13 protein-coding genes and 1 tRNA gene are annotated in these 18,089 nt (G+C 73.1%); 4 read left to right on the plus strand and 10 right to left on the minus strand.

The window, feature by feature from the left end; all coding sequences use genetic code 11:
* The first annotated feature begins 85 nt into the window (after positions 1-85).
* Positions 86-2,443: a bifunctional metallophosphatase/5'-nucleotidase gene (locus MON03_RS12825; protein WP_242088766.1), complete on the plus strand. Its 2,358-nt coding sequence runs from the start codon at positions 86-88 to the stop codon at positions 2,441-2,443.
* 337 nt (positions 2,444-2,780) lie between these two features.
* Here the strand turns inward: MON03_RS12825 and efeB are convergent, their stop codons facing one another.
* From efeB to efeU, 3 genes are read right to left on the minus strand one after another with little or no spacing between them, the layout of a single operon-like run.
* Positions 2,781-4,142: an iron uptake transporter deferrochelatase/peroxidase subunit gene (gene efeB, locus MON03_RS12830; RefSeq protein ID WP_242088769.1), complete on the minus strand. Its 1,362-nt coding sequence runs from the start codon at positions 4,140-4,142 to the stop codon at positions 2,781-2,783.
* The gene (gene efeO / locus MON03_RS12835; RefSeq protein ID WP_242088771.1) at positions 4,139-5,365 is read right to left on the minus strand and encodes an iron uptake system protein EfeO; all 1,227 of its coding nucleotides are present in this window, start codon (positions 5,363-5,365) and stop codon (positions 4,139-4,141) included. Before efeO ends, efeB begins: the two co-directional genes overlap by 4 nt.
* On the minus strand, positions 5,352-6,944 hold the full coding sequence (gene efeU / locus MON03_RS12840) for an iron uptake transporter permease EfeU (protein ID WP_242088773.1): 1,593 nt from the start codon (positions 6,942-6,944) through the stop codon (positions 5,352-5,354). Before efeU ends, efeO begins: the two co-directional genes overlap by 14 nt.
* Before the next feature lie 69 nt (positions 6,945-7,013).
* Here efeU and MON03_RS12845 point away from each other — a divergent pair, with 69 nt between their 5' ends.
* Together MON03_RS12845 and MON03_RS12850 are read left to right on the plus strand one after the other, a co-directional pair.
* Entirely contained in the window at positions 7,014-7,805 is a 792-nt protein-coding gene (locus tag MON03_RS12845) for a trimeric intracellular cation channel family protein (protein WP_175328084.1), read from the plus strand.
* A gap of 309 nt (positions 7,806-8,114) precedes the next feature.
* Entirely contained in the window at positions 8,115-8,717 is a 603-nt protein-coding gene (locus MON03_RS12850; RefSeq protein WP_175328083.1) for a TetR/AcrR family transcriptional regulator, read from the plus strand.
* A gap of 374 nt (positions 8,718-9,091) precedes the next feature.
* On the opposite strand, the gene MON03_RS12855 is transcribed toward MON03_RS12850, so the two are convergent.
* From MON03_RS12855 to MON03_RS12875, 5 genes are all read right to left on the minus strand, one after another.
* Positions 9,092-11,449, minus strand: a complete 2,358-nt coding sequence (locus tag MON03_RS12855) for a transglutaminase TgpA family protein (RefSeq protein ID WP_242088775.1) — start codon at positions 11,447-11,449, stop codon at positions 9,092-9,094.
* On the minus strand, positions 11,446-12,777 hold the full coding sequence (locus MON03_RS12860; RefSeq protein WP_242088778.1) for a DUF58 domain-containing protein: 1,332 nt from the start codon (positions 12,775-12,777) through the stop codon (positions 11,446-11,448). Before MON03_RS12860 ends, MON03_RS12855 begins: the two co-directional genes overlap by 4 nt.
* Positions 12,777-13,769 carry an AAA family ATPase gene (locus MON03_RS12865; protein WP_242088779.1) on the minus strand — a complete coding sequence of 331 codons (993 nt, stop codon included), beginning with the start codon at positions 13,767-13,769 and terminating at the stop codon, positions 12,777-12,779. The genes MON03_RS12860 and MON03_RS12865 overlap by 1 nt, the downstream gene beginning before the upstream one ends.
* Before the next feature lie 167 nt (positions 13,770-13,936).
* Positions 13,937-14,944: a glycosyl hydrolase family 18 protein gene (locus tag MON03_RS12870; RefSeq protein ID WP_242088781.1), complete on the minus strand. Its 1,008-nt coding sequence runs from the start codon at positions 14,942-14,944 to the stop codon at positions 13,937-13,939.
* Positions 14,945-15,015: 71 nt separating this feature from the next.
* Entirely contained in the window at positions 15,016-15,465 is a 450-nt protein-coding gene (locus MON03_RS12875) for a MarR family winged helix-turn-helix transcriptional regulator (RefSeq protein WP_022903155.1), read from the minus strand.
* A gap of 121 nt (positions 15,466-15,586) precedes the next feature.
* On the opposite strand from MON03_RS12875, the gene MON03_RS12880 reads away from it, so the two are divergent.
* On the plus strand, positions 15,587-16,771 hold the full coding sequence (locus MON03_RS12880) for an MFS transporter (RefSeq protein ID WP_242088784.1): 1,185 nt from the start codon (positions 15,587-15,589) through the stop codon (positions 16,769-16,771).
* Positions 16,772-16,874: 103 nt separating this feature from the next.
* Here MON03_RS12880 and MON03_RS12885 read toward each other — a convergent pair.
* Positions 16,875-16,964: transfer RNA gene (locus MON03_RS12885), tRNA-Ser, on the minus strand.
* 321 nt (positions 16,965-17,285) lie between these two features.
* Positions 17,286-17,915, minus strand: coding sequence for a GntR family transcriptional regulator (locus MON03_RS12890; RefSeq protein WP_188889224.1), 630 nt, complete (start codon positions 17,913-17,915; stop codon positions 17,286-17,288).
* Positions 17,916-18,089: the final 174 nt, after the last annotated feature.

Raw genomic sequence — 18,089 nt, forward strand, 5'->3', positions numbered from 1 at the left:
CCGCATGGTGCCCGTGTGAACATCGTGTGACGCGTTCGGGGGTCAGCTGGCGTGTCGCCTGTGCGTTCTCCTAGGTTCGTCGCCGATGAACACTTCCCACCACTCCCGAACGCGTCGTGGGCGCGTCGTCGCGGGCGCAGCGCTCGCCACGGCGGGCGTCCTCGTCGCGCTGTCCGTCCCGTCCGTCGCCAGCGCTGCCGACGGTGACACCACGATCGACATCGTCGACATCAACGACTTCCACGGTCGGATCGAGTCCGAGGGCACGACCGCCGACAAGGCCGCCGGTGCCGCTCGGCTCGCGACCGTGGTGCAGTCCTGGCGTGAGGCGAACCCGAACACGATCTTCACGAGCGCGGGCGACAACGTCGGCGCATCGACCTTCACGTCGCTCATCCAGCAGGACACCCCGACCATCGAGGCCCTGAACGCGATGCGGCTCGACGTCAGCGCGATCGGCAACCACGAGCTCGACAAGGGTCAGGACGACTTCACCGACCGCATCGAGGCGGCCGCGGACTGGCAGTACGTCTCGGCGAACATCGTCGAGGAGGGCACGACCACGCCGGCCTTCACGCCGTACCAGATCGTCGAGAAGGGCGGGGTCGAGGTCGGCTTCATCGGCGCGACGACCGAGGACCTCATCCCCGGACTCGTCAGCCCCGGCGGGGTCGAGGGGCTCGAGATGGCCCCGGTGGTGAGCCAGGTCAACAAGTACGCCGATGAGCTGACCGACGGCGACCCGGACAACGGCGAGGCCGACGTGCTCGTGCTCCTCGTGCACGAGGGGGCGGCGTCGAGCAACATCGCCGACGCGACCGGGTCGAGCACCTTCGCGAAGATCGCCGCCGGCGTCGACGAGCGGGTCTCGGCGATCGTCTCGGCGCACACCCACTTCTCGTACGACCACGAGATCGCCGGGCCGACGGGCGAGCTCCGCCCCGTCATCCAGACCGGTTCCTACGGCGTCAACTACGGGCACCTGCAGCTGACGGTGGACGCGGACAAGCAGCTCACCGACATCTCGGCCGAGGTCACGCCGGTCAACACCGACCCGCGCACCGCGACCGACACCTCGTCGGTCACCGAGGTCGCGGGGATCGTCGCCGACGCGAAGGCCGTCGCCGAGGTCGAGGGCGCGAAGCCGCTCGGGAAGGTCACCGGCGACCTCCGGCGCGCCGTCCAGTCGGACCGGACGAGCGAGAACCGCGGCGGGGAGTCCGTGCTCGGCAACAACATCGCCGAGGTGCAGCGAGCCGCCACCGCCCGGAACGGCTCGCAGGTCGCCTTCATGAACCCCGGCGGCCTGCGCACCGACATCCTGTACAGGTCGAGCGGCGCGAACGATCCGGACGGCACCGTGACCTACAAGGAGGCGGCGCTCGTCCAACCGTTCGCGAACACCCTCGTCACCGAGGACATGACCGGTCAGCAGATCAAGGACGCGCTCGAGCAGCAGTGGCAGCCGGACGGCTCGGACCGCCCCTTCCTGAAGCTCGGCGTCTCCGACGGCTTCGCCTACACCTACGACCCCGCGAAGGGTCGTGGGGAGCGCATCACCACGATGACGCTCGACGGCGAGCCGATCGCCCTCACCGACACGCTCAAGGTCACGGTCAACTCGTTCCTCTCGACCGGCGGCGACAAGTTCTCCGCGTTCACGACCGGGAAGAACATCGCCGACTCGGGCCAGGTCGACCTCCAGGCACAGGTCGACTACTTCGCGGCGAACCCCGTCGTGACGCCGCCGAAGGACCAGCGTGCGGTCGGGGTCACGGTCTCCCCCACGCCGGACGGCGGCTTCCGACCCGGTGACGACGTCACGGTGCGCCTGTCGTCGCTCGTGTTCTCGAGCGAGGACCCGTCCGCAGCAGGATCGGTGTCGATCGGTGCCGGGGACGAGGAGCTCGCCAGCGCCCCGATCGACCCGACCATCGTGGACAAGACGGACGAGCAGGGCACGGCGACGCTGACGTTCACGGTCCCCGGCGCAACGGCCTCCGACGACGGGGTGGCACGTGCCGCTGCCTCGACCCGCGCGGTCGCCGCAGCCGAGACGGCTGAGCAGCCCCTCGTCGTGACGCTGCCCGGCGGCCAGACGATCACCCTCGCGGTGACGATCCCGGTCGAGACGGCAGCCGAGCCGGAGCCCGAGCCCGGGACGGACCCGACCGACCCCGCCGACCCCACCGACCCGGGCACGCTCCCGGGCGTCGAGGACGGCGGTGACGTCGACAGCGGCGCCGGGACCGGCGTGCCGATCGACACGGACGGCGACGGTGACGTCGACGCGATCGTGCCGACGGACGAGCTCGCCTTCACGGGCGCCGAGCTGACCGGGCCCGCGATCGCGGCCGGTCTGCTCCTCCTCGCCGGCGTCGCAGGCCTGGTGGTCGCTCGACGCGGGCGCGCGCAGCGTGCAGCAGCGGGCACGGCTGACTGATGCGGCCGTCTGACGCGACCGTCTGACGGACTGGAGGCGCGGTGCCAGCGGGCACCGCGCCTCCAGTCCGTCCGGTGTCCCGTCTGGGACGTCCCTGTCCATGCGGGCCGGTGCGGCGTATCCTCGGCACTGTCGCATCGCGACGCGTCGCGCCGGGTCACCTCTCATCCGCCGGCGGTGGTTCCGCTCGGTGCGGACTCCGCGGCGCGGGTGCTCTCCGTCTCCAGGGAAACGACGGAGGGCACCCACCACCTGACCCGTCGGCGCTGGTCAGCGCGAGCGGCCGGTCCGCGCGAGCCTCTGGTCAGCGCCCGCGCAGGTCAGCGCCCGCCGCAGGTCAGCGGAAGAGCTGCTCGGCGATGTACGACCCCTTGCGCGGGGCCGGTGGGACCGCGAAGACCGCCGAGCCGATGTGCGAGACGTACTCGTTCAGCCGGTCCGAGGCCCCGAGCTTCCGCTGGAGCCGCTCGAAGTGCTCCGGGTCGTTCATGTACGCGGCGAACAGCAGCCCGGCGTCGAGCTGGCCGTACTGGTTCAGGCCGTCCGTGTAGTTGTACCCGCGGCGGAGGATCTTCACGCCGCCGTTGGCTTCGTGCGCCGCGAGGGCGATGTGCGACCGGGCGTCGATCTTCGTCGTCCCGTCACCGTGCGCCGCGTGGAAGTCCGGCGTCGTGTGCTCCGATCCGCCGGAGAGCGGTGCCCCGTCGATCTTGGTCCGACCGAACACCCGCTGCTGGTCGCTGACCACGTCGGCGTCCCACGTCTCGAGGTTCATCCGGATCTTCCGGACGACCTGGTAGGTACCGCCGCGCATCCACGCCGCGCCGTCCCCGGGCTGGTCGACCCACACGAAGCGGTCGAACTCGTCGTCCGTGGTGACGTTCCGGGTGCCGTCCTTGAACCCCATCAGGTTCCGCGGGGTCGACTGCGACGGGCCGGCGGAGGCACGGCCGAACCCGAGCACCGTCCAGCGCACGGTCGCGGTGCCGCGGGCCATGCGGGCGAGGTCCCGGACCGCGTGGTAGGCCACCTGGGGGTCGTCCGCGCAGGCCTGCAGGGAGAGGTCTCCGCCGGTCAGTTGCTCGTCGAGGTTGTCGCTCGGCAGGGTCGGGATCGCGGCGAGGTGCGCCGGACGCTTGTCGGCCAACCCGAAGCGCTCGTCGAACACGCCCGGTCCGAGGCCGACCGTGACGGTGAGCGACGCCGGCCCGAGGTCGAGGGCCTCGCCGGTGTCGGCGCCGACGCCGTTGCCGTGCGCCGGCTCGACGCTGCCGACGGTCTTGCCCGCCTGCAGCTGGGCGATCGCGGCCGACCACCGGGCGAGCAGCACCTGCAGGTCCGTCGCGACCGACGTCGACAGGTCGAAGGTCATGAAGACGCAGTGGCGCTGCGGGACGGTCCGGATGCCGCCCTGCGGCTGGCCGGCGGCCGTCGCGTAGAAGGGGTGCTGCTGCGAGAGGTCGAGCGACTCGTCGCCGTTCGTGGCGGCGACGAGGGGGTTCACCCCGGTCGCGGCGGCCGCGCCGGCGATGCCGACGGCCGCGCCGACCCCGGCTCCAGCGGCGGCCAGGCCGGCGCCGAGGAGACCGCGGCGCGAGAACCCCGACGGGTGCTGCGCCGTCGCCCGGTCGGGGTCCGCCGGGTGCTGCGCCGTCGCCCGGTCGGGGTCCGCCGGGTGCTGCTCGTGCTCGGTCGTCACGCGGTGGCGACCTTCTCCGCGAGGCGCGACAGCGGGTCCTGCAGCGCCTGGACCTGCTGCGAGATCGCGTTGGCGTCGGAGCGCCGCAGGGACTCGTCCCAGGGCTTGAACCCGCCGAGGCCGTCCGCGTCGCGGTAGCTGTCCATGAGCGAGTTGGTGGCGTCGAACTGCTTCGCGATCTGCTGCGTCAGCGTCGGGTCGGTCTTCGTCAGCCCCGGCTTGAGGTACGCGAAGGCCTGACGGGCGCCCTCGACGTTCGCGGCGAGGTCGACGAGGTCGATGTGGCTGTACGCCTCCTCCTCACCCGTGATCTTGTTCGACTGGACCTCCTCGAGCAGGCCTGCGGCGCCGTTGGCGAGGTCCTCGGGCTTGTAGTCGAGCGTCGGCACGAGCTTCGCGAGGAGCCGGACGTTCTCGGTCAGCGCTGCCGCGGTCTTCTTCGTCGAGGCGGTGATCTCGCCCGCCTGGAAGAGGTCCTTCTCGACGGCGTGGAAGCCGCTCCAGCCCACGGCGTCGTCGAGGTTCGAGGCGCGCATGTCGATGAGGTAGTCGAGGTTGCCGGCGTTGTCGGTCGCCTTGTAGCCCTTCTTGACGAAGCCGTCGACGTCGCTCTCGATGTGCTCGTAGTACGGGCGGGCGTTCGCGTAGTCGGTCTTCGCCGCGTCGACGTCACCCTTGTCGACGTCGGCCTGCAGCTGCTCGACCGCGGTGACCATGTCCGTCACCTGGCCGTCGACGTAGGTCGCGTAGCCCTTGGTGCCGTCGGCGAGGAGCGTCGCCGCACTGCTGTTCGCGGTGTCCGCGACCTTGCCGGTGACGGTGAAGTCGGTGAGTTCGGTCGCCGCGCCGGGGCAGTACACCTGGTACTTCCCGCCGCTGAGCGTCGCCGTGAAGTGCACGGGGTCGAGCCCGGGTGCCAGGTTCTCCTTCTCACCGAGGATCCGCTGGTCCTGCAGCAGCTCGACCTCGGTGATCGCGGTCGACGACTCGTTCTTCACCGTGAAGGTGACCGGGCCAGCGGGGACCTTCGTCGAGGACACGGCGCAGGCGTCGGACCCGTCGTTCGTCAGCGTGATGGTCACCCGTGCGACCTTGCCGGAGGCGCTCGCGTCGCCCGCTGCGGACGACGATCCGGAGGCGCAGCCGGTCAGGGCGAGCGCGGTCACGGCACCGAGCGCGCCGAGGGTGATCAGGGGACGGACGGTGGTCTTACCGAGCGGCATACGCGGGGCTCCTCGTGGGGTCAGCGGCGGGCGGGCCGCTGGGCAGGGTCGTGTCGGGGTCGGGCGCAGGGGTGGTGGTGCGACGGCGGTCGCGGAGGGCGAGCAGCAGCTGCACGACGGCGGCGCTGCCGAGCGCGAGGGGCAGCCACGCCGCCCAGAGCTGCAGTTCCGCACCCCGGGTCGCGGCGGCGGCCGCGGTCGCGGCGGCGCGCTGGGCGACGGCGTCCGGGACGCCCCACACGTCGCGGTCCAGGGTGGTGGTCCGGGCGGACGGGAGGCCCCCACCGCGCAGCGTGAGCACGTCGCGTTCCGAGCTGGTCGCGTCCAGCACGCCACCGGCGACGGTCCAGACGGTGGTCGTCCGCGTGGTCGACCACGAGGCCGTGAACGGTCCGGGGTTGGTCGACGGGGAGATGCCCACCGGGATGCGGCCGAAGAGCCCGACGAGGTCGTCGAGCGTCAGGCTGCTCGGCTGGTCGGCTCCCGTGCCGGCACCGGTGATCCGCCAGCGGTCGGCGGTGACGCCGGCGCGGGTGACCCGGCGGTGTGCGGAGGCCGGGAGTGCCGTCTCGGACTGCGCGCCGTTCCCCGACGTCCGGAGCACCCCGGACGTCCCGTGGACGTCGGCGGTCAGGCTCGTCTGGTCACCGTCGAGCCGGACGGTGTCGGGCAGGCGCGGCGTCGCGACGGTGGCCGGAACCCCGATCGCGAGGACGACCGCGGCGAGCGCGAGCCCACCGGCGACCACGGTCCGGACGAGGGGCACGCGTGCCGGCGTCGGGCGCCAGGAGCGTGGCCAGAGCGACAGGGCGAGCACCGGCACGAGGTAGAGCGCCCAGCCGAGCAGCTCGATGACCCGCGGGTCCGGCGGGACACCGAGCACGCCGGTGACGAGCGCGCCCTGGACGGACCCGTTCGGCGCGAGCCAGGACAGGTCCACGGTGCGCTGCTGTCCGATGACGATCCAGCCGGCCTCGTGCGCGTGGCGGATCGCGGTGAGGACGAGCCCGGCCGCGACGAAGACGAGGAAGACGCCGGTGCCGGTGAAGAACTTCGCGAGGTTCAACCGGACGCCGCCGGTGTAGATGCCGTACCCGATGACGACCGCGGCCGCCACGCCGAGGACCGCACCGAGTGCCGCCGAGCCGGTGTCGCGCGAGGCCTGGAAGGTGGCCAGCAGGAAGACCGACGTCTCGAAGCCCTCCTTGAGGACGGCGAGGAACGCCATGCCCGCGAGTGCCCATGCGGTTCCGCGCCCGAGGGCCGCCGTCGCACTGGCTTCGATCTCGGTGCTCAGGTTCCGCGCGTGCGACCGCATCCAGACGATCATGCCGGTGACGAAGACGACGGCGACGATGCCGATGACGGTCTCCATGCCCTCCTGCTCGGCCTGGGGCAGCGCCTGCTCGACGAGCTGGAGTCCGAAGCCGACGGCGACGCTGAGCAGGACGGCGGTCCCGACGCCGAACCACATCGGCGCGAGGGGCACGCGGTTGCGACGCAGGAAGGCGGCGATGATGCCGACGATGAGCGTGGCTTCGAGACCTTCGCGGAGGCCGATGACGAGTGTGGCGAGCATGGCGTAGGTGAGGCTAACCTAACCCGACCTCGGCTCGCCAGTCCTGCGGGGTGGGGTTTGATGGTTCTCATGAACCTGCTGACCCCCGAGGGCCTGGCATCGGTCACGAACGTGCTCGACCTCGCCGGCGTGTTCGCGTCCGCTCTCCTGGGCGGTTCGATCGCCCGGACGATGGACTTCGACCTGTTCGGGTTCCTCGTCGTGGGCTTCGTCTCCGGACTCGGCGGGGGCATCCTGCGGGACACCCTGCTGCAGAACGGACCGCCCGTCGCGCTCGTCGACCCGCTGTACGTGCCGGTGGCGATCGCCGGCGCACTCGTGGCGTTCTTCGTGTCGTTCTCCGAGGTGACCTGGGACCGTCTGTTCACCATCCTCGACGCCGCGGTCATCGGGATCTGGTCCGTGGTCGGGGTGCAACGCACGTTCGACGCCGGCCTCGGCTGGCCGGCAGCGATCATCATGGGCACGATCACGGCGGTCGGCGGCGGCGCGATGCGCGATCTGCTCCTCCGTCGGGTGCCCGCGGTGTTCGGCGGCAACGCCCTCTACGCCACCGTCGCCGTCGCCGCGTCGGCCGTGATGGTGGCCGCGTCCTTCCTCGGGTCCCCCTCGGTGGGGATCATCGCCGCGATCGTGCTGTCACTCGCCCTGCGGTGGGGCGCCGTCCGCCGCGGATGGGGCCTGCCGAACGGCCGCGACTGGCAGCCGCAGTCCGCCCTCGGGTCGCTCCTGCGCCGGGGACGAGGTCTGCGGGTCGTCCGCCCGGACGCCCTGCGGCTGCTCCGGCGGCCGGGCCGACGGTCGGGCGTCGGCAGCGTGCACGAACGGCACGACGAGGCTCCGGAGAGCCAGGACACGTAACCGACTACCGTCGCGTCGGCGGCCGGGCGTACGATCGAGACCGCCGGGTATCGAACCCGGCGCACGCGGCCCAGAGCACCGAGGCGACCCGAACGCGGCGGTGCACGGATCACGTGCCGAGGGGGCTTCGCTGATGCCGCGCGGGGATCAGACGCGCGGCGCGGCAGGTCTCCGCGGATCGGGGACGTCCGCACGGCGAGTGCTGTCGGAGGGTGTCGTCGTTCCCGCCAGAATGGTGGGGAACCACCACCCACGCTCCGCGTACGTCGACCCGACGGCGAGCGACGGGCACTGTCGAACCAGGATCAGATGAGCGACGACGCTGCACCAACATCGCGCACACCCCGGGCCGAGGTCCGCGAACGCCTCCTGACCGCCGGCGGCGAGGTCTTCGCCGAGCAGGGCGTGCACGAGGCCCGGCTCGACGACGTCGCCGCGCGGGCCGGCTTCAGCAAGGGCGCGGTGTACTCGAACTTCACCTCGAAGGAAGACCTCGTCGCGCAGGTCATGCAGCGCGCGACGAACGTGGTGCTCGGGTCGTTGCAGGAGCTCGTGCACGCCGAGATCGCCTCCGTGCACCTCGGCGACGTCGTCCGGCAGGCCTTCGGACGGCACGACCAGAGCACGCAGTTCGCGCTGCTGTCCGAGTTCCGGGGCTACGTGCTCCGTCACCCCGAGCTCCTGCCGGAGTTCGTCCGGCAGCGGCAGGTGCTGCAGGACGGCGTCCAGGAGCTCGTGGACCTGTGGTTCGGCGCGCACCCGGAGGTCGACCCCGGGTTGCCGCTCGACGTCTTCGCGACCGCGCTCATCGCCGCGAACGTCGGGCTGGTGTTCGACGCGCAGGCACTCCCGGGCGTCGACCCGGGCGACGTCATCGCCGCCCTCGTCGAGGCGGTCGTGCGCCCACGCTGATCGCGGGTCGGGGTCGGCGTCGGCGTGCGCGTCGTCGTCGGGCTCGCCGGCCTCGCACCGTGCGAGACCAACCCCGCGCCCGCCGCACGGTGCGAGGGCGCACGCATGGTGCGAGGGCGCAGGCCCCGCACCGTGCGTGCAACCTCGCACGCTGCAGCGTCGCCGCGGCCGAGCCCGCCGGCCTCGCACCGTGCGAGGCCAACCCCGCGCCCGCCGCACGGTGCGAGGACACGCACACGGTGCGAGGGCGCAGGCCCCGCACCGTGCGTGCAACCTCGCACGCTGCAGCGTCGCCGCGGCCGAGCCCGCCGGCCTCGCACCGTGCGAAGCGGCCGCAGCGCTTGCCAAGCGGGCGGGACGCGCCGGAGCGCGCGCTACGCGGGGCTCCGCCGCGAGCGACGACCCTCGTGCGACCACGCCGACGACGGCACGAGGCTCGGCGGGAGCACCCGCGACCGCACCCGACGTCCGGCGGACACCGACGCGTCGAGCGCACCACGGGCCTCCCGGACGGCACGCTCGAGGGCTTCGCTGTCCGACGCCGCGGCGCCGGCGGCACCGAAGCGCTCGCGGTCGACGGCGTCGACCACCTGTTCGAGCACCGGGACCACCGCGGCCGGCAGACCGGCGCGCAGGCGACCGAGGACGGCGCGGGCGGTCCTCGCGGCCGCGGCGGCGTCGCCGGGCGGGGCGAGCCCCGGTGCGTACCCGTGGTCGGCGACGTCGTCGAGGACCTCGCGCCAGGCGTTGACGGCAGGGGACCGGCCGGACCGCACGGCCGCGAGCCGGGCCCGGCGGCGGAGCGCACGCACCACCCCGGGGGCGATGAGCAGCGCCAGCGCGAGGACGACACCGGCGGCGAGACCCAGGCCACCCTGCCCGCCGCCGGTCGACGACCCCGGTGCCGCTCCGGCCTCGGCCGAAGCCGACGGCGTGGACGACGGCTGCGAGTCGGCCGGGGTCGACCGCTCCGGCGCCGGCAACGGGGTGTCCGGTGTCCCGGGCGTCGCGGACGTGGACGGTTCGGTCGAGGGCTGCGCGGCTTCGTCGGAGTCCGGAGTCGGCTCGAACGCGACCCAGCCGGCGCCCTGGATGTACAGCTCGGGCCACGAGTGCAGCTGCCGGTTCGAGACGGTGTACTCGCCGTCGCTCTGGTCCGTGCCGGCGCGGTAGCCGACGGCGATGCGGGAGGGGATGCCGAGCGTGCGGGCCATCACCGCCATGGCGGACGAGAAGTGCACGCAGTAACCCGAACGGACCTTGAGGAACGTGTCGATGACGTCCATGCTGTCGCCGTCGTACCCCTGCTCGACGGGCGCGGTCTCGGAGTACGTGAAGAGGTCACTGCGGAACCAGCCCTCGAGGGCGCGGGCTTCCTCGTAGTCGTTGCCGGCCCCCGCGGAGACCCGCGCCGCGGTCGTGGCGATGTCGCCCGGCAGGTCCTTCGGCAGCGTCAGGTCGGTCCGGAGCTGCGCGTCCGAGGGCCGGGCGAACCCGCGGCCGTCGGCGCGTGCCAGCATCCCCGACTGGGCGTACGCGTCGAGGTAGGCGTTCGCGAACGTCGACGCGCCGTACACCTCGTACGTCGCACCACGGGGTGTCGCCGGGCCGGTCGACCGGAGCGTGTTCGACTGCCCCATCCAGCGCCACTGCTGCAGGTCGAGGTTGGTCGACCGCGCCTGCACGGACACCGCGCCGGAGGGGACCGGGAGGTAGTTGCTCGACAGCCCGGTGATCCGGACCGTCACGTCGCCCCGCGTCGAGAGCCGCGGGTTCACCCCGACGGCCCACTGCTGCTGGTCGGCGGTCTCGGACTTGCTCGCGTCCGTGACCGTCGGCACCCAGTCGCCGGTGCCGAACTCGTCGAGGTCGGCGAGCTTGAGGTACTCCGGCTGCCCGTCGGACGACCGGTAGCGGAACACCTCGAGGGAGTTCGGGCGGCGGAGGTCTTGGCCGAGGTTGAGCAGCGTGCCCGGACGACCGGGCTGGATCGGCGACTGGATCGCACCGGTGACGCCGGACAGCCAGCTCGCGTTGAGCGGGATCACCGAGGGCAGCCCGATCGCCACCACGAGCCCGACCGCACCCACGACCGCGGCGGGGAACGCTCGTTGCACGGGCCGGACCGACAGCCAGAGGATGGCGAGGAACGCGATCGCGGTGAGGACGACGAGCACGGGGCTGGCGGGCGTCCCGGTGATGATGCCCGGGACGATGAGGATCACGAGCGCCGGGGTGGCCACGAGCGCCGCGGTCGGGGCGACGGCGGCGAGGAACAGGGACGCCGCCGCGACCCACGCGATCGCGACGATGACGACGAGCCGGATCGCGTCGGTCTGCGGCAGGGGCGCGGGGTTCAGGCGGATCGCCGCGATGGTCTCGCCCAACGCACCGTCCTTGTCGAGCCACCCCAGTGGCTGCACGTCGTTCACGAGCGCTGCCGCGCAGGAGGTCGCGATCACGGCGGCGACGAGGGCGACGAAGCGGATCCCCGGCGGTCTCCGACGCACGGCGAGCAGGACGGCGACGAGCACCGCGGCCACGAGCACGCCCCCGACCCACCAGGAGATGCCCTGCACGAGCGGCCGCAGTGCGAGCGATGCGATCAGGACGGGCACCGGCGCGAGGACCGTGATCCACGCGCTCGGGGTGTCCCGCGGGTCCTCCGGGCGGTCCAGGATCTCGTGGACGTCGACCCCGCGCCGACGGCTCGGCGCCTGCGTGCCGGTCACCGGAGGCTCCCCTGCGGCGAGGCACCCGCGACCGGCACGACGAGGGTGCGCCACCCGCCACGGTCGAGGATGCCGCGGACGACGGGCTCGGGCGGGACGATGGTGGCGAGGATGCCGCGGCTCGACCCGATGGTGGCGGAGACGAGCTCGGCCGCCTGCTCCGCCGTGCACCGGCCCGTGACCACCGCGGTCATCCCGTGGACGTCGCGCCCGCGGACGTCGGGCAGGACCTCGGTGACGTCGCGAGCGTCCGAGCGGACCCGCACGTCGGCGAGCCCGACCAGGACGTCGGTCAGTCCTCCGGCGTCCCCCGCGTGCCGGGTGATCCCGTCGGGGTCGTCGCTGACCAGGACGACACGTGAGGTCCGCGCGGCGAGGGCCCGGGCGACGCTCGCGGCCACGACCACGGCGTGCTCGAACGCCGCGTCGCCGCCCAGGTCGGACAGCTCGGCGAGGTCGTCGCGGCCGAGGCGTTGGTAGGACTCGCGTCGGACGTCGAGCGCGATGACGGCCTCCGGCGGCTGGGCCTGCGTGGTCTGGCGGACGTGGAGTTCACCGCGGCGCGCGCTCTGCCCCCAGTGCACCCGACGGATCGGGTCCCCGGGTCGGTACGGGCGCAGTTCGCTGTCGTCCGCCGAACCGCCCTGGCCGACCCGGCCCTCGTCCGCCGACACCGCTCCGGCGAGCGCGCCCGTGTCGAGGGCGGCGAGCGGCACCGATGCGGGCACGACCACGACCTCCTCCGCGCGGACCACCGGACGGTCGACGCGCAGCAGGCCGAAGGGGTCCTCGACGCGGATCGTCACCGGGCCGACGAGGCCACGGCCCCGGTGCATCGCCAGGGCCTCGACATCGAGGACGGCGGGGGGCGTCCTCGGCCCGACGGTCGCGTAGGTCTCAGCGTCCGTCACGCTCGCGAAGACGTCGTCCAGCTGTTCCCGGACGAGGAGCGTCGAGCGCGGCCCGAACCGCAGGCCCGTGCCGCGGAGGGTGACGCGTTCGCGGTAGACCTCGCCCACCTGGACGACCGCGCGCGCGGCGGTCCGGCTCCCCCGCAGCGGTGCGGCGACGACGAACGCCAGCACGGTGCCGAGCACGAGCAGGACGAGCAGCAGCAGTCCGGCGGACACCGCGACGCTGGTGCTGCCGACGAGGCCGCCCCCGACGAGGCCGATGCCGACCGCGAGCAGGGTCCAACCACGGACCGTCGGCCGCGGGAACGGGGTCCGCCGGGCGAACGAGAGGCCCCGGCGGGTGGAGCGCACGAGGACGGAGCGCGCCGCACCCGCTCGTCGGGCGAGCGACGAGGGGGCCGCGGACGAGGACATCAGGACCGGACGGGGGTGGCGGTGAAGGGCACGGCCGTGTCGGAGACGATCCGCACCACGATGTCGCGCACGGTGTCGTCCCCGGACCCGCCCAGGCCCCTGGCGACGGGCACCAGGCGGTGCGCGAGGACGATGGGCGCGAGCGCGGCGACGTCGTCGGGTGTGACGAACGGGCGTCCGAGGAGGGCTGCGTGCGCCCGGGCCGCCTGGGCGAGGTGGAGCGTGGCACGGGGGCTCGCGCCGAGGACGAGGTCGGGGTGGTGCCGCGTCGCGCGGACGATCGCGACGATGTACGCCTCGACGTCGGGCGAGACGTGGACCGCGCGGACGGCGGCGATCATGCCGCGGAGGGTCGTGACGTCGACGATGGGCCGGAGCTCCGACAGCGGGTCGCGGACACCGCGGTTCGCCAGCATCTGCCGTTCGGCGTCGAGGCTCGGGTACCCCATCGCGATGCGCGCGGTGAATCGGTCGCGCTGGGCCTCGGGCAGCGGGTACGTGCCCTCCATGTCGATCGGGTTCTGGGTCGCCACGATCATGAACGGCGACTCGAGCTCGCGCGTGACGCCGTCCACGGTGACCTGCGCCTCGGCCATGGCCTCGAGCAGCGCCGACTGCGTCTTCGGGCTGGTGCGGTTGATCTCGTCACCGATGACGACGTTCGCGAACACCGGCCCCGGTGAGAACCGGAACGTGCCCGAGGACTGGTCGAAGACGTTCACGCCGGTGACGTCGGACGGCAGCATGTCCGACGTGAACTGGATGCGGTTCACGGAACCGCCGACGGACGCGCCGAGCGCCTTCGCGAGCACGGTCTTCCCGACGCCCGGGACGTCCTCGACGAGCAGGTGGCCCTCGGCGAGCATGACGGTCAGCGCCGTCCGGATCGCGTCGACCTTGCCGTCGACGACGGTCGAGACGGCCGCGACGATGGCGGCTCCCGCGTCTCGGACGTGCTCGAGCGGGACGGCGGGGGCGGTCGGTTCCGGCACGCAGGCCTCCTCGGCTCGGGACAGGTGTCGTGCATGCTACAACGGCCCGGTGACAAGGACCGGAGGATGCGTCACCCGGCCGACTCCCGTCCCGGACGCCACCGGATGACGGCCTGGAGGCACGGGTCGGGACGGTGCCGCCCCTCCCGGCCCGGTGGGTGGTCCGGTCAGTCGCGCGGGAGCGCCTGCAGGTTCAGCGACCAGAGCGCGACGCCGTGCAGCCGGAGCTCCGTGGCGAGCACCGTCCGCGCACGGTACGACCGCGCACCGGACCAGTGCAGGCGCGTGCCGTCGCGGAGCCGCGCGGACCACTCGCCGTCCCGCGCCGACCACCTCGCGTGCTCCCCCGCGAGCTTCGCCGCCTGCGCCGGCGTGACCTGCTCGCCGTCGTGCGCACCGCCCCAGACGTACCCGTAGCCGGCGATCCCGAGGTCGATCCGGCCGCGCGGGACACCCTGCGCCTCGGCGGCACGGACGACGCGCTCCGCCCAGGGCAGGGACCCGATCGTGCCGGCGCCGCTCCACGGGCCGTGCTCGTCGTACGTCATGAGCACGACGCGGTCGACGTACCGGGTCAGCCGACGGAGGTCGTAGCCGGTGTCGAGGAAGCCCGCCGCGGACGTGGACGCCATGACGGCGATCGACACCCCGGCGCCCCGGCCGAGTCGGCGGTGCACGGCGTCGGTGAGGGTCCTCGCGAACGCGGTCAGTCCCGCACGGTCCCTGGCGCGGAGCGACTCGAGGTCGATCTGGACGCCGCGCATGCCGAGGGCGCGGGCCCGCCGGGCCAGTTCTTCGGCCACCGCGGTCCGGTGGTCCGCGCTCGACAGCAGGGCCGTGCCGATCTCCGGGGAGAAGTCGCCGAGGTCGGACGAGTAGTTGCTCAGGAGGAGCTCCGGCGTGCTGCCGACCCGGGTCGCGGTCCGTGCGAGCGCCGCGGTGCCCTCGGGCGGGTCGAGGAGCGACGCGCCGTCCTCGGCCAGGGTCACGCCGTCGATCCCGATGGTCGACGCTCGTCCCCCCGCGGCCGTGACACGGGTCTCGGCGTGCGTGCCCGGTTCGACGTAGGCCTCGACGGCGAGCCGACCGGCCGCGGCGCTCGGGTCTGCGGAGCACCCCGCGAGCAGCGCAGCCGCCAGCACCGTCGCGACCACGGACACTCCCCCACGCACCATGCGATCACCGTAGCCTGCTGGGCGGGGGCGCACCGTGCCTCCAGGCCGGCGCTCCCGGAGGGCCGACGTCGTCAGACGCGTGCGCCCTCGAGCCGGTCCACGGACACCGCGAGCTCCTCGAGCTCGGGCACCTCACGCGCCTCGGCGAGCGCGTCCTCGAGCGCCGCGGCGTGGAGCGGCGTGGCCTCGTCGAGGAGCGCCTGACCCGCGTGGGTGAGCTCCGTGTAGAGGCCGCGCCGGTCGTCGGCGCAGAGCACGCGGGTGAGGAGCGCGCGGTCCTCGAGCCGGTTCACGAGGCGCGTCGTGGCACTCGGGCTGAGGGCTGCGGCGCGGGCGAGCTGCTGCATCCGCATGTGGAACCCGTCCTGCCGGCGGAGCGCGTCGAGCACCGTGTACTCGACGACCGAGAGGTCGACGGCCTTCAGCGCGCGCTCGAGTCGCGTCTCGATCAGGCCGTGCAGGGCGGCGAGGGTCCGCCAGCCGTGCGCGCGGACCGCGGTGGACGTGTCGTCGACACTCATGGGGACCTCCGGGCACACATCGTTGCTTGCGCGGGTACCTAGCGTGTGCAACTATCGATACCCCGCGTCTGCAACAACCAGCGTACGCGGGTGGACGACACGGCACAACGGAAGGACCACCATGCCCGCGGGACTCATCGCCCTCGCCCTCGGCGGCTTCGGGATCGGACTCACGGAGTTCGTCATCACCGGCCTGCTCCCCGAGGTCGCCGCCGACTACGGCGTCACCGAGACCACGGCCGGCTGGCTCGTGACCGGCTACGCCCTCGCGGTCGTCGTCGGCGCGCTCGGCCTCACCGCCGCCACCACCCGACTGCCCCGGAAGCAGGTGCTCGTCGGGCTGCTCGTCCTGTTCGTCATCGGCAACACGCTCTCCGCGGCTGCGCCGACGTACGGCGTGATGATGCTCGGCCGGGTGGTCGCGGCACTGTGCCACGGCGCGTTCTTCGGCATCGGCTCCGTCGTGGCGTCGAACATGGTCGCTCGGGAGCGCCGTGCCTCGGCCGTGGCCCTGATGTTCACCGGCCTCACCGCCTCGAACGTCCTCGGCGTGCCGTTCGGGACCTTCCTCGGGCAGGCGCTCGGATGGCGCGCGGCCTTCTGGGCGATCGCGGTCATCGGCGTCGTCGCCCTCGTCGGCGTGCTCGTCCTGGTGCCCGCGGTCCGGCATGCCGAGACCCCGTCGCTGGTCCGCGAGCTCGGCGCCTTCCGCTCGGGGCAGGTGTGGCTGTCGCTCGGCATCACGGTCCTCGGCTACGGCGGGATGTTCGGCGCGTTCACCTACATCGCCTACACACTCACGTCCGTCAGCGGGTTCGCGTCGTCGGCCGTCCCGTGGCTGCTCGTGGTGTTCGGGATCGGGCTGTTCGTCGGCAACGTCGTCGGCGGGAAGGCGGCGGCACGGTCCATCGACGGCACCCTCCTGGTGGTCCTGTCGGTGCTGACCGTGGTGCTCGCGGTCTTCGCGGTCGTCGCCACCTCGCCCGTGCTCACCGTGGTCGCACTCGTGCTCATGGGTGCGTTCGGCTTCGCCACCGTCCCGGCACTGCAGACCCGCGTGATGCTGCACGCCGACCACGCGCCGACGCTCGCCAGCGGTGCGAACATCGCGGCGTTCAACCTCGGGAACGCCCTCGGTGCCTGGATCGGCGGGCTGACCATCGCCGCCGGCCTCGGCTACACCTCGCCGATCTGGGCCGGAGCGGGCATCACGGTGGCGTCGGTCGCCCTGACCGCGGTCGCCGCAGCCGCTGCTCGCCGTCATCCCGCGCGGACCACCACGACGGGGTCGATCGTCACGGTGTGAGCACTCGGGTCCGCGTCACACCCCGGGGGACGCGTGGGCCGGACGACGACAGCCCCGGACGACGACAGCCCCGGTCCGATCGGACCGGGGCTGCGGCGTTGTGCGGAGACGGAGGGATTTGAACCCTCGGTCCCCTCAAAGGGGACTCCACCTTAGCAGGGTGGTGCACTCGGCCTGACTATGCGACGTCTCCATGCGCCCTCACGAGCGCTGGCCCCACCATACAGGAGGACGAGCACGCTCTCGACCTCCGGTGACCACCCGCGCGCGGCGGCTCGATCCGGCCGGTCCCCCGAAGTGGGGACATGCAGGGGTTGTCGCCGCGTACCCCGCTGCATAGCATCATCGGGACGCGGCGATCACGTTCCGGGGTCCTCCCCGTAGTCGCGACACAGCACCCGGCGTCGCCCCGCCGACGTCAGCAGGACCCGCGCGCCCGATCGCGACGTGTCCAGCCGGCGGGGCGACTCGACGGGGGCGCGGCCCACCACCGCGCCCCCGTCCAGGGCGGGGCTCACGCCGACGCCTTCATGCGGAACCGTTCGGGCATCCCGATCAGTGCGTCCACGAGCTCCACGAGCGCCTTCGCACACCCGTCGACGGCGTCACCGTCCGCCGCGGCGCACGCCCGTTCGACCAGGGCCACCCGCCGCCGTCGGTCGACCGCGGCGTCGATCCCGTTCGCAGCGCACACGTCGTCGGTGAAGAACACGTCCAGCACGGCGAACTGGGACTCGACCCAGTCCGCGGACACCGACGCCCCCGACCGCCGGAGCACCCACGCGGCGAGCTCGACGAAGCACCCGGCTTCGGACCGGCAGTCCGCGATCGCCCGCCGGTCGAAGCGCTCCGACGTCCCCGTGCCGTCACCGGGCGGCTCGACGAGCATCGTCCGGGCGATCCGCAGCCGCTCGCACATCTGCTCGACCGACCAGTGCGCGATGACCACCCCGACGTACCGCTGCACCGACACCAGCCGGAGCGACTCGAGCGGGGCCAGGGCTTCGCGGACCGGGGTGCGCGAGACCCGGAGGTCCTCGGCGAGCTGCTCGAGCCGGAGCCGTTCGCCCCGCCGGTACACGCCGAGCAGCACGTTCTCGAGCACGATGGCGAACACCGCGTCACGCAGCAGACTGCGTCGCACGGCGAGTTGGTCGGGCCGTCGGGGCCGGCGTCGTTCAGGTCTGCGTTCCACACCGCCAGCGTCACGCACGACGGCCACCGTCCGGGTCGGGACGGTGACCGTCGTGGATCGTCAGCGCGTCGAGCGTCTTGTGGAGGAGTGCCATGCGGGTGAGCGTGGCACGCGCCGCGCACG

Origin of the sequence: Curtobacterium sp. DN_7.5, assembly GCF_022655355.1 — a bacterium.
GTDB classification, from domain to species: Bacteria; Actinomycetota; Actinomycetes; order Actinomycetales; family Microbacteriaceae; genus Curtobacterium; species Curtobacterium luteum.

Excerpts from the sequence above, each read along its gene's own strand:
- MON03_RS12825 (WP_242088766.1), top strand. The coding sequence starts at position 86 with ATGAACACTTCCCACCACTCCCGAACGCGTCGTGGGCGCGTCGTCGCG.
- efeO (WP_242088771.1), bottom strand. The coding sequence starts at position 5,365 with ATGCCGCTCGGTAAGACCACCGTCCGTCCCCTGATCACCCTCGGCGCG.
- efeU (WP_242088773.1), bottom strand. The coding sequence starts at position 6,944 with ATGCTCGCCACACTCGTCATCGGCCTCCGCGAAGGTCTCGAAGCCACG.
- MON03_RS12845 (WP_175328084.1), top strand. The coding sequence starts at position 7,014 with ATGAACCTGCTGACCCCCGAGGGCCTGGCATCGGTCACGAACGTGCTC.
- MON03_RS12850 (WP_175328083.1), top strand. The coding sequence starts at position 8,115 with ATGAGCGACGACGCTGCACCAACATCGCGCACACCCCGGGCCGAGGTC.
- MON03_RS12860 (WP_242088778.1), bottom strand. The coding sequence starts at position 12,777 with ATGTCCTCGTCCGCGGCCCCCTCGTCGCTCGCCCGACGAGCGGGTGCG.
- MON03_RS12870 (WP_242088781.1), bottom strand. The coding sequence starts at position 14,944 with ATGGTGCGTGGGGGAGTGTCCGTGGTCGCGACGGTGCTGGCGGCTGCG.
- MON03_RS12875 (WP_022903155.1), bottom strand. The coding sequence starts at position 15,465 with ATGAGTGTCGACGACACGTCCACCGCGGTCCGCGCGCACGGCTGGCGG.
- MON03_RS12880 (WP_242088784.1), top strand. The coding sequence starts at position 15,587 with ATGCCCGCGGGACTCATCGCCCTCGCCCTCGGCGGCTTCGGGATCGGA.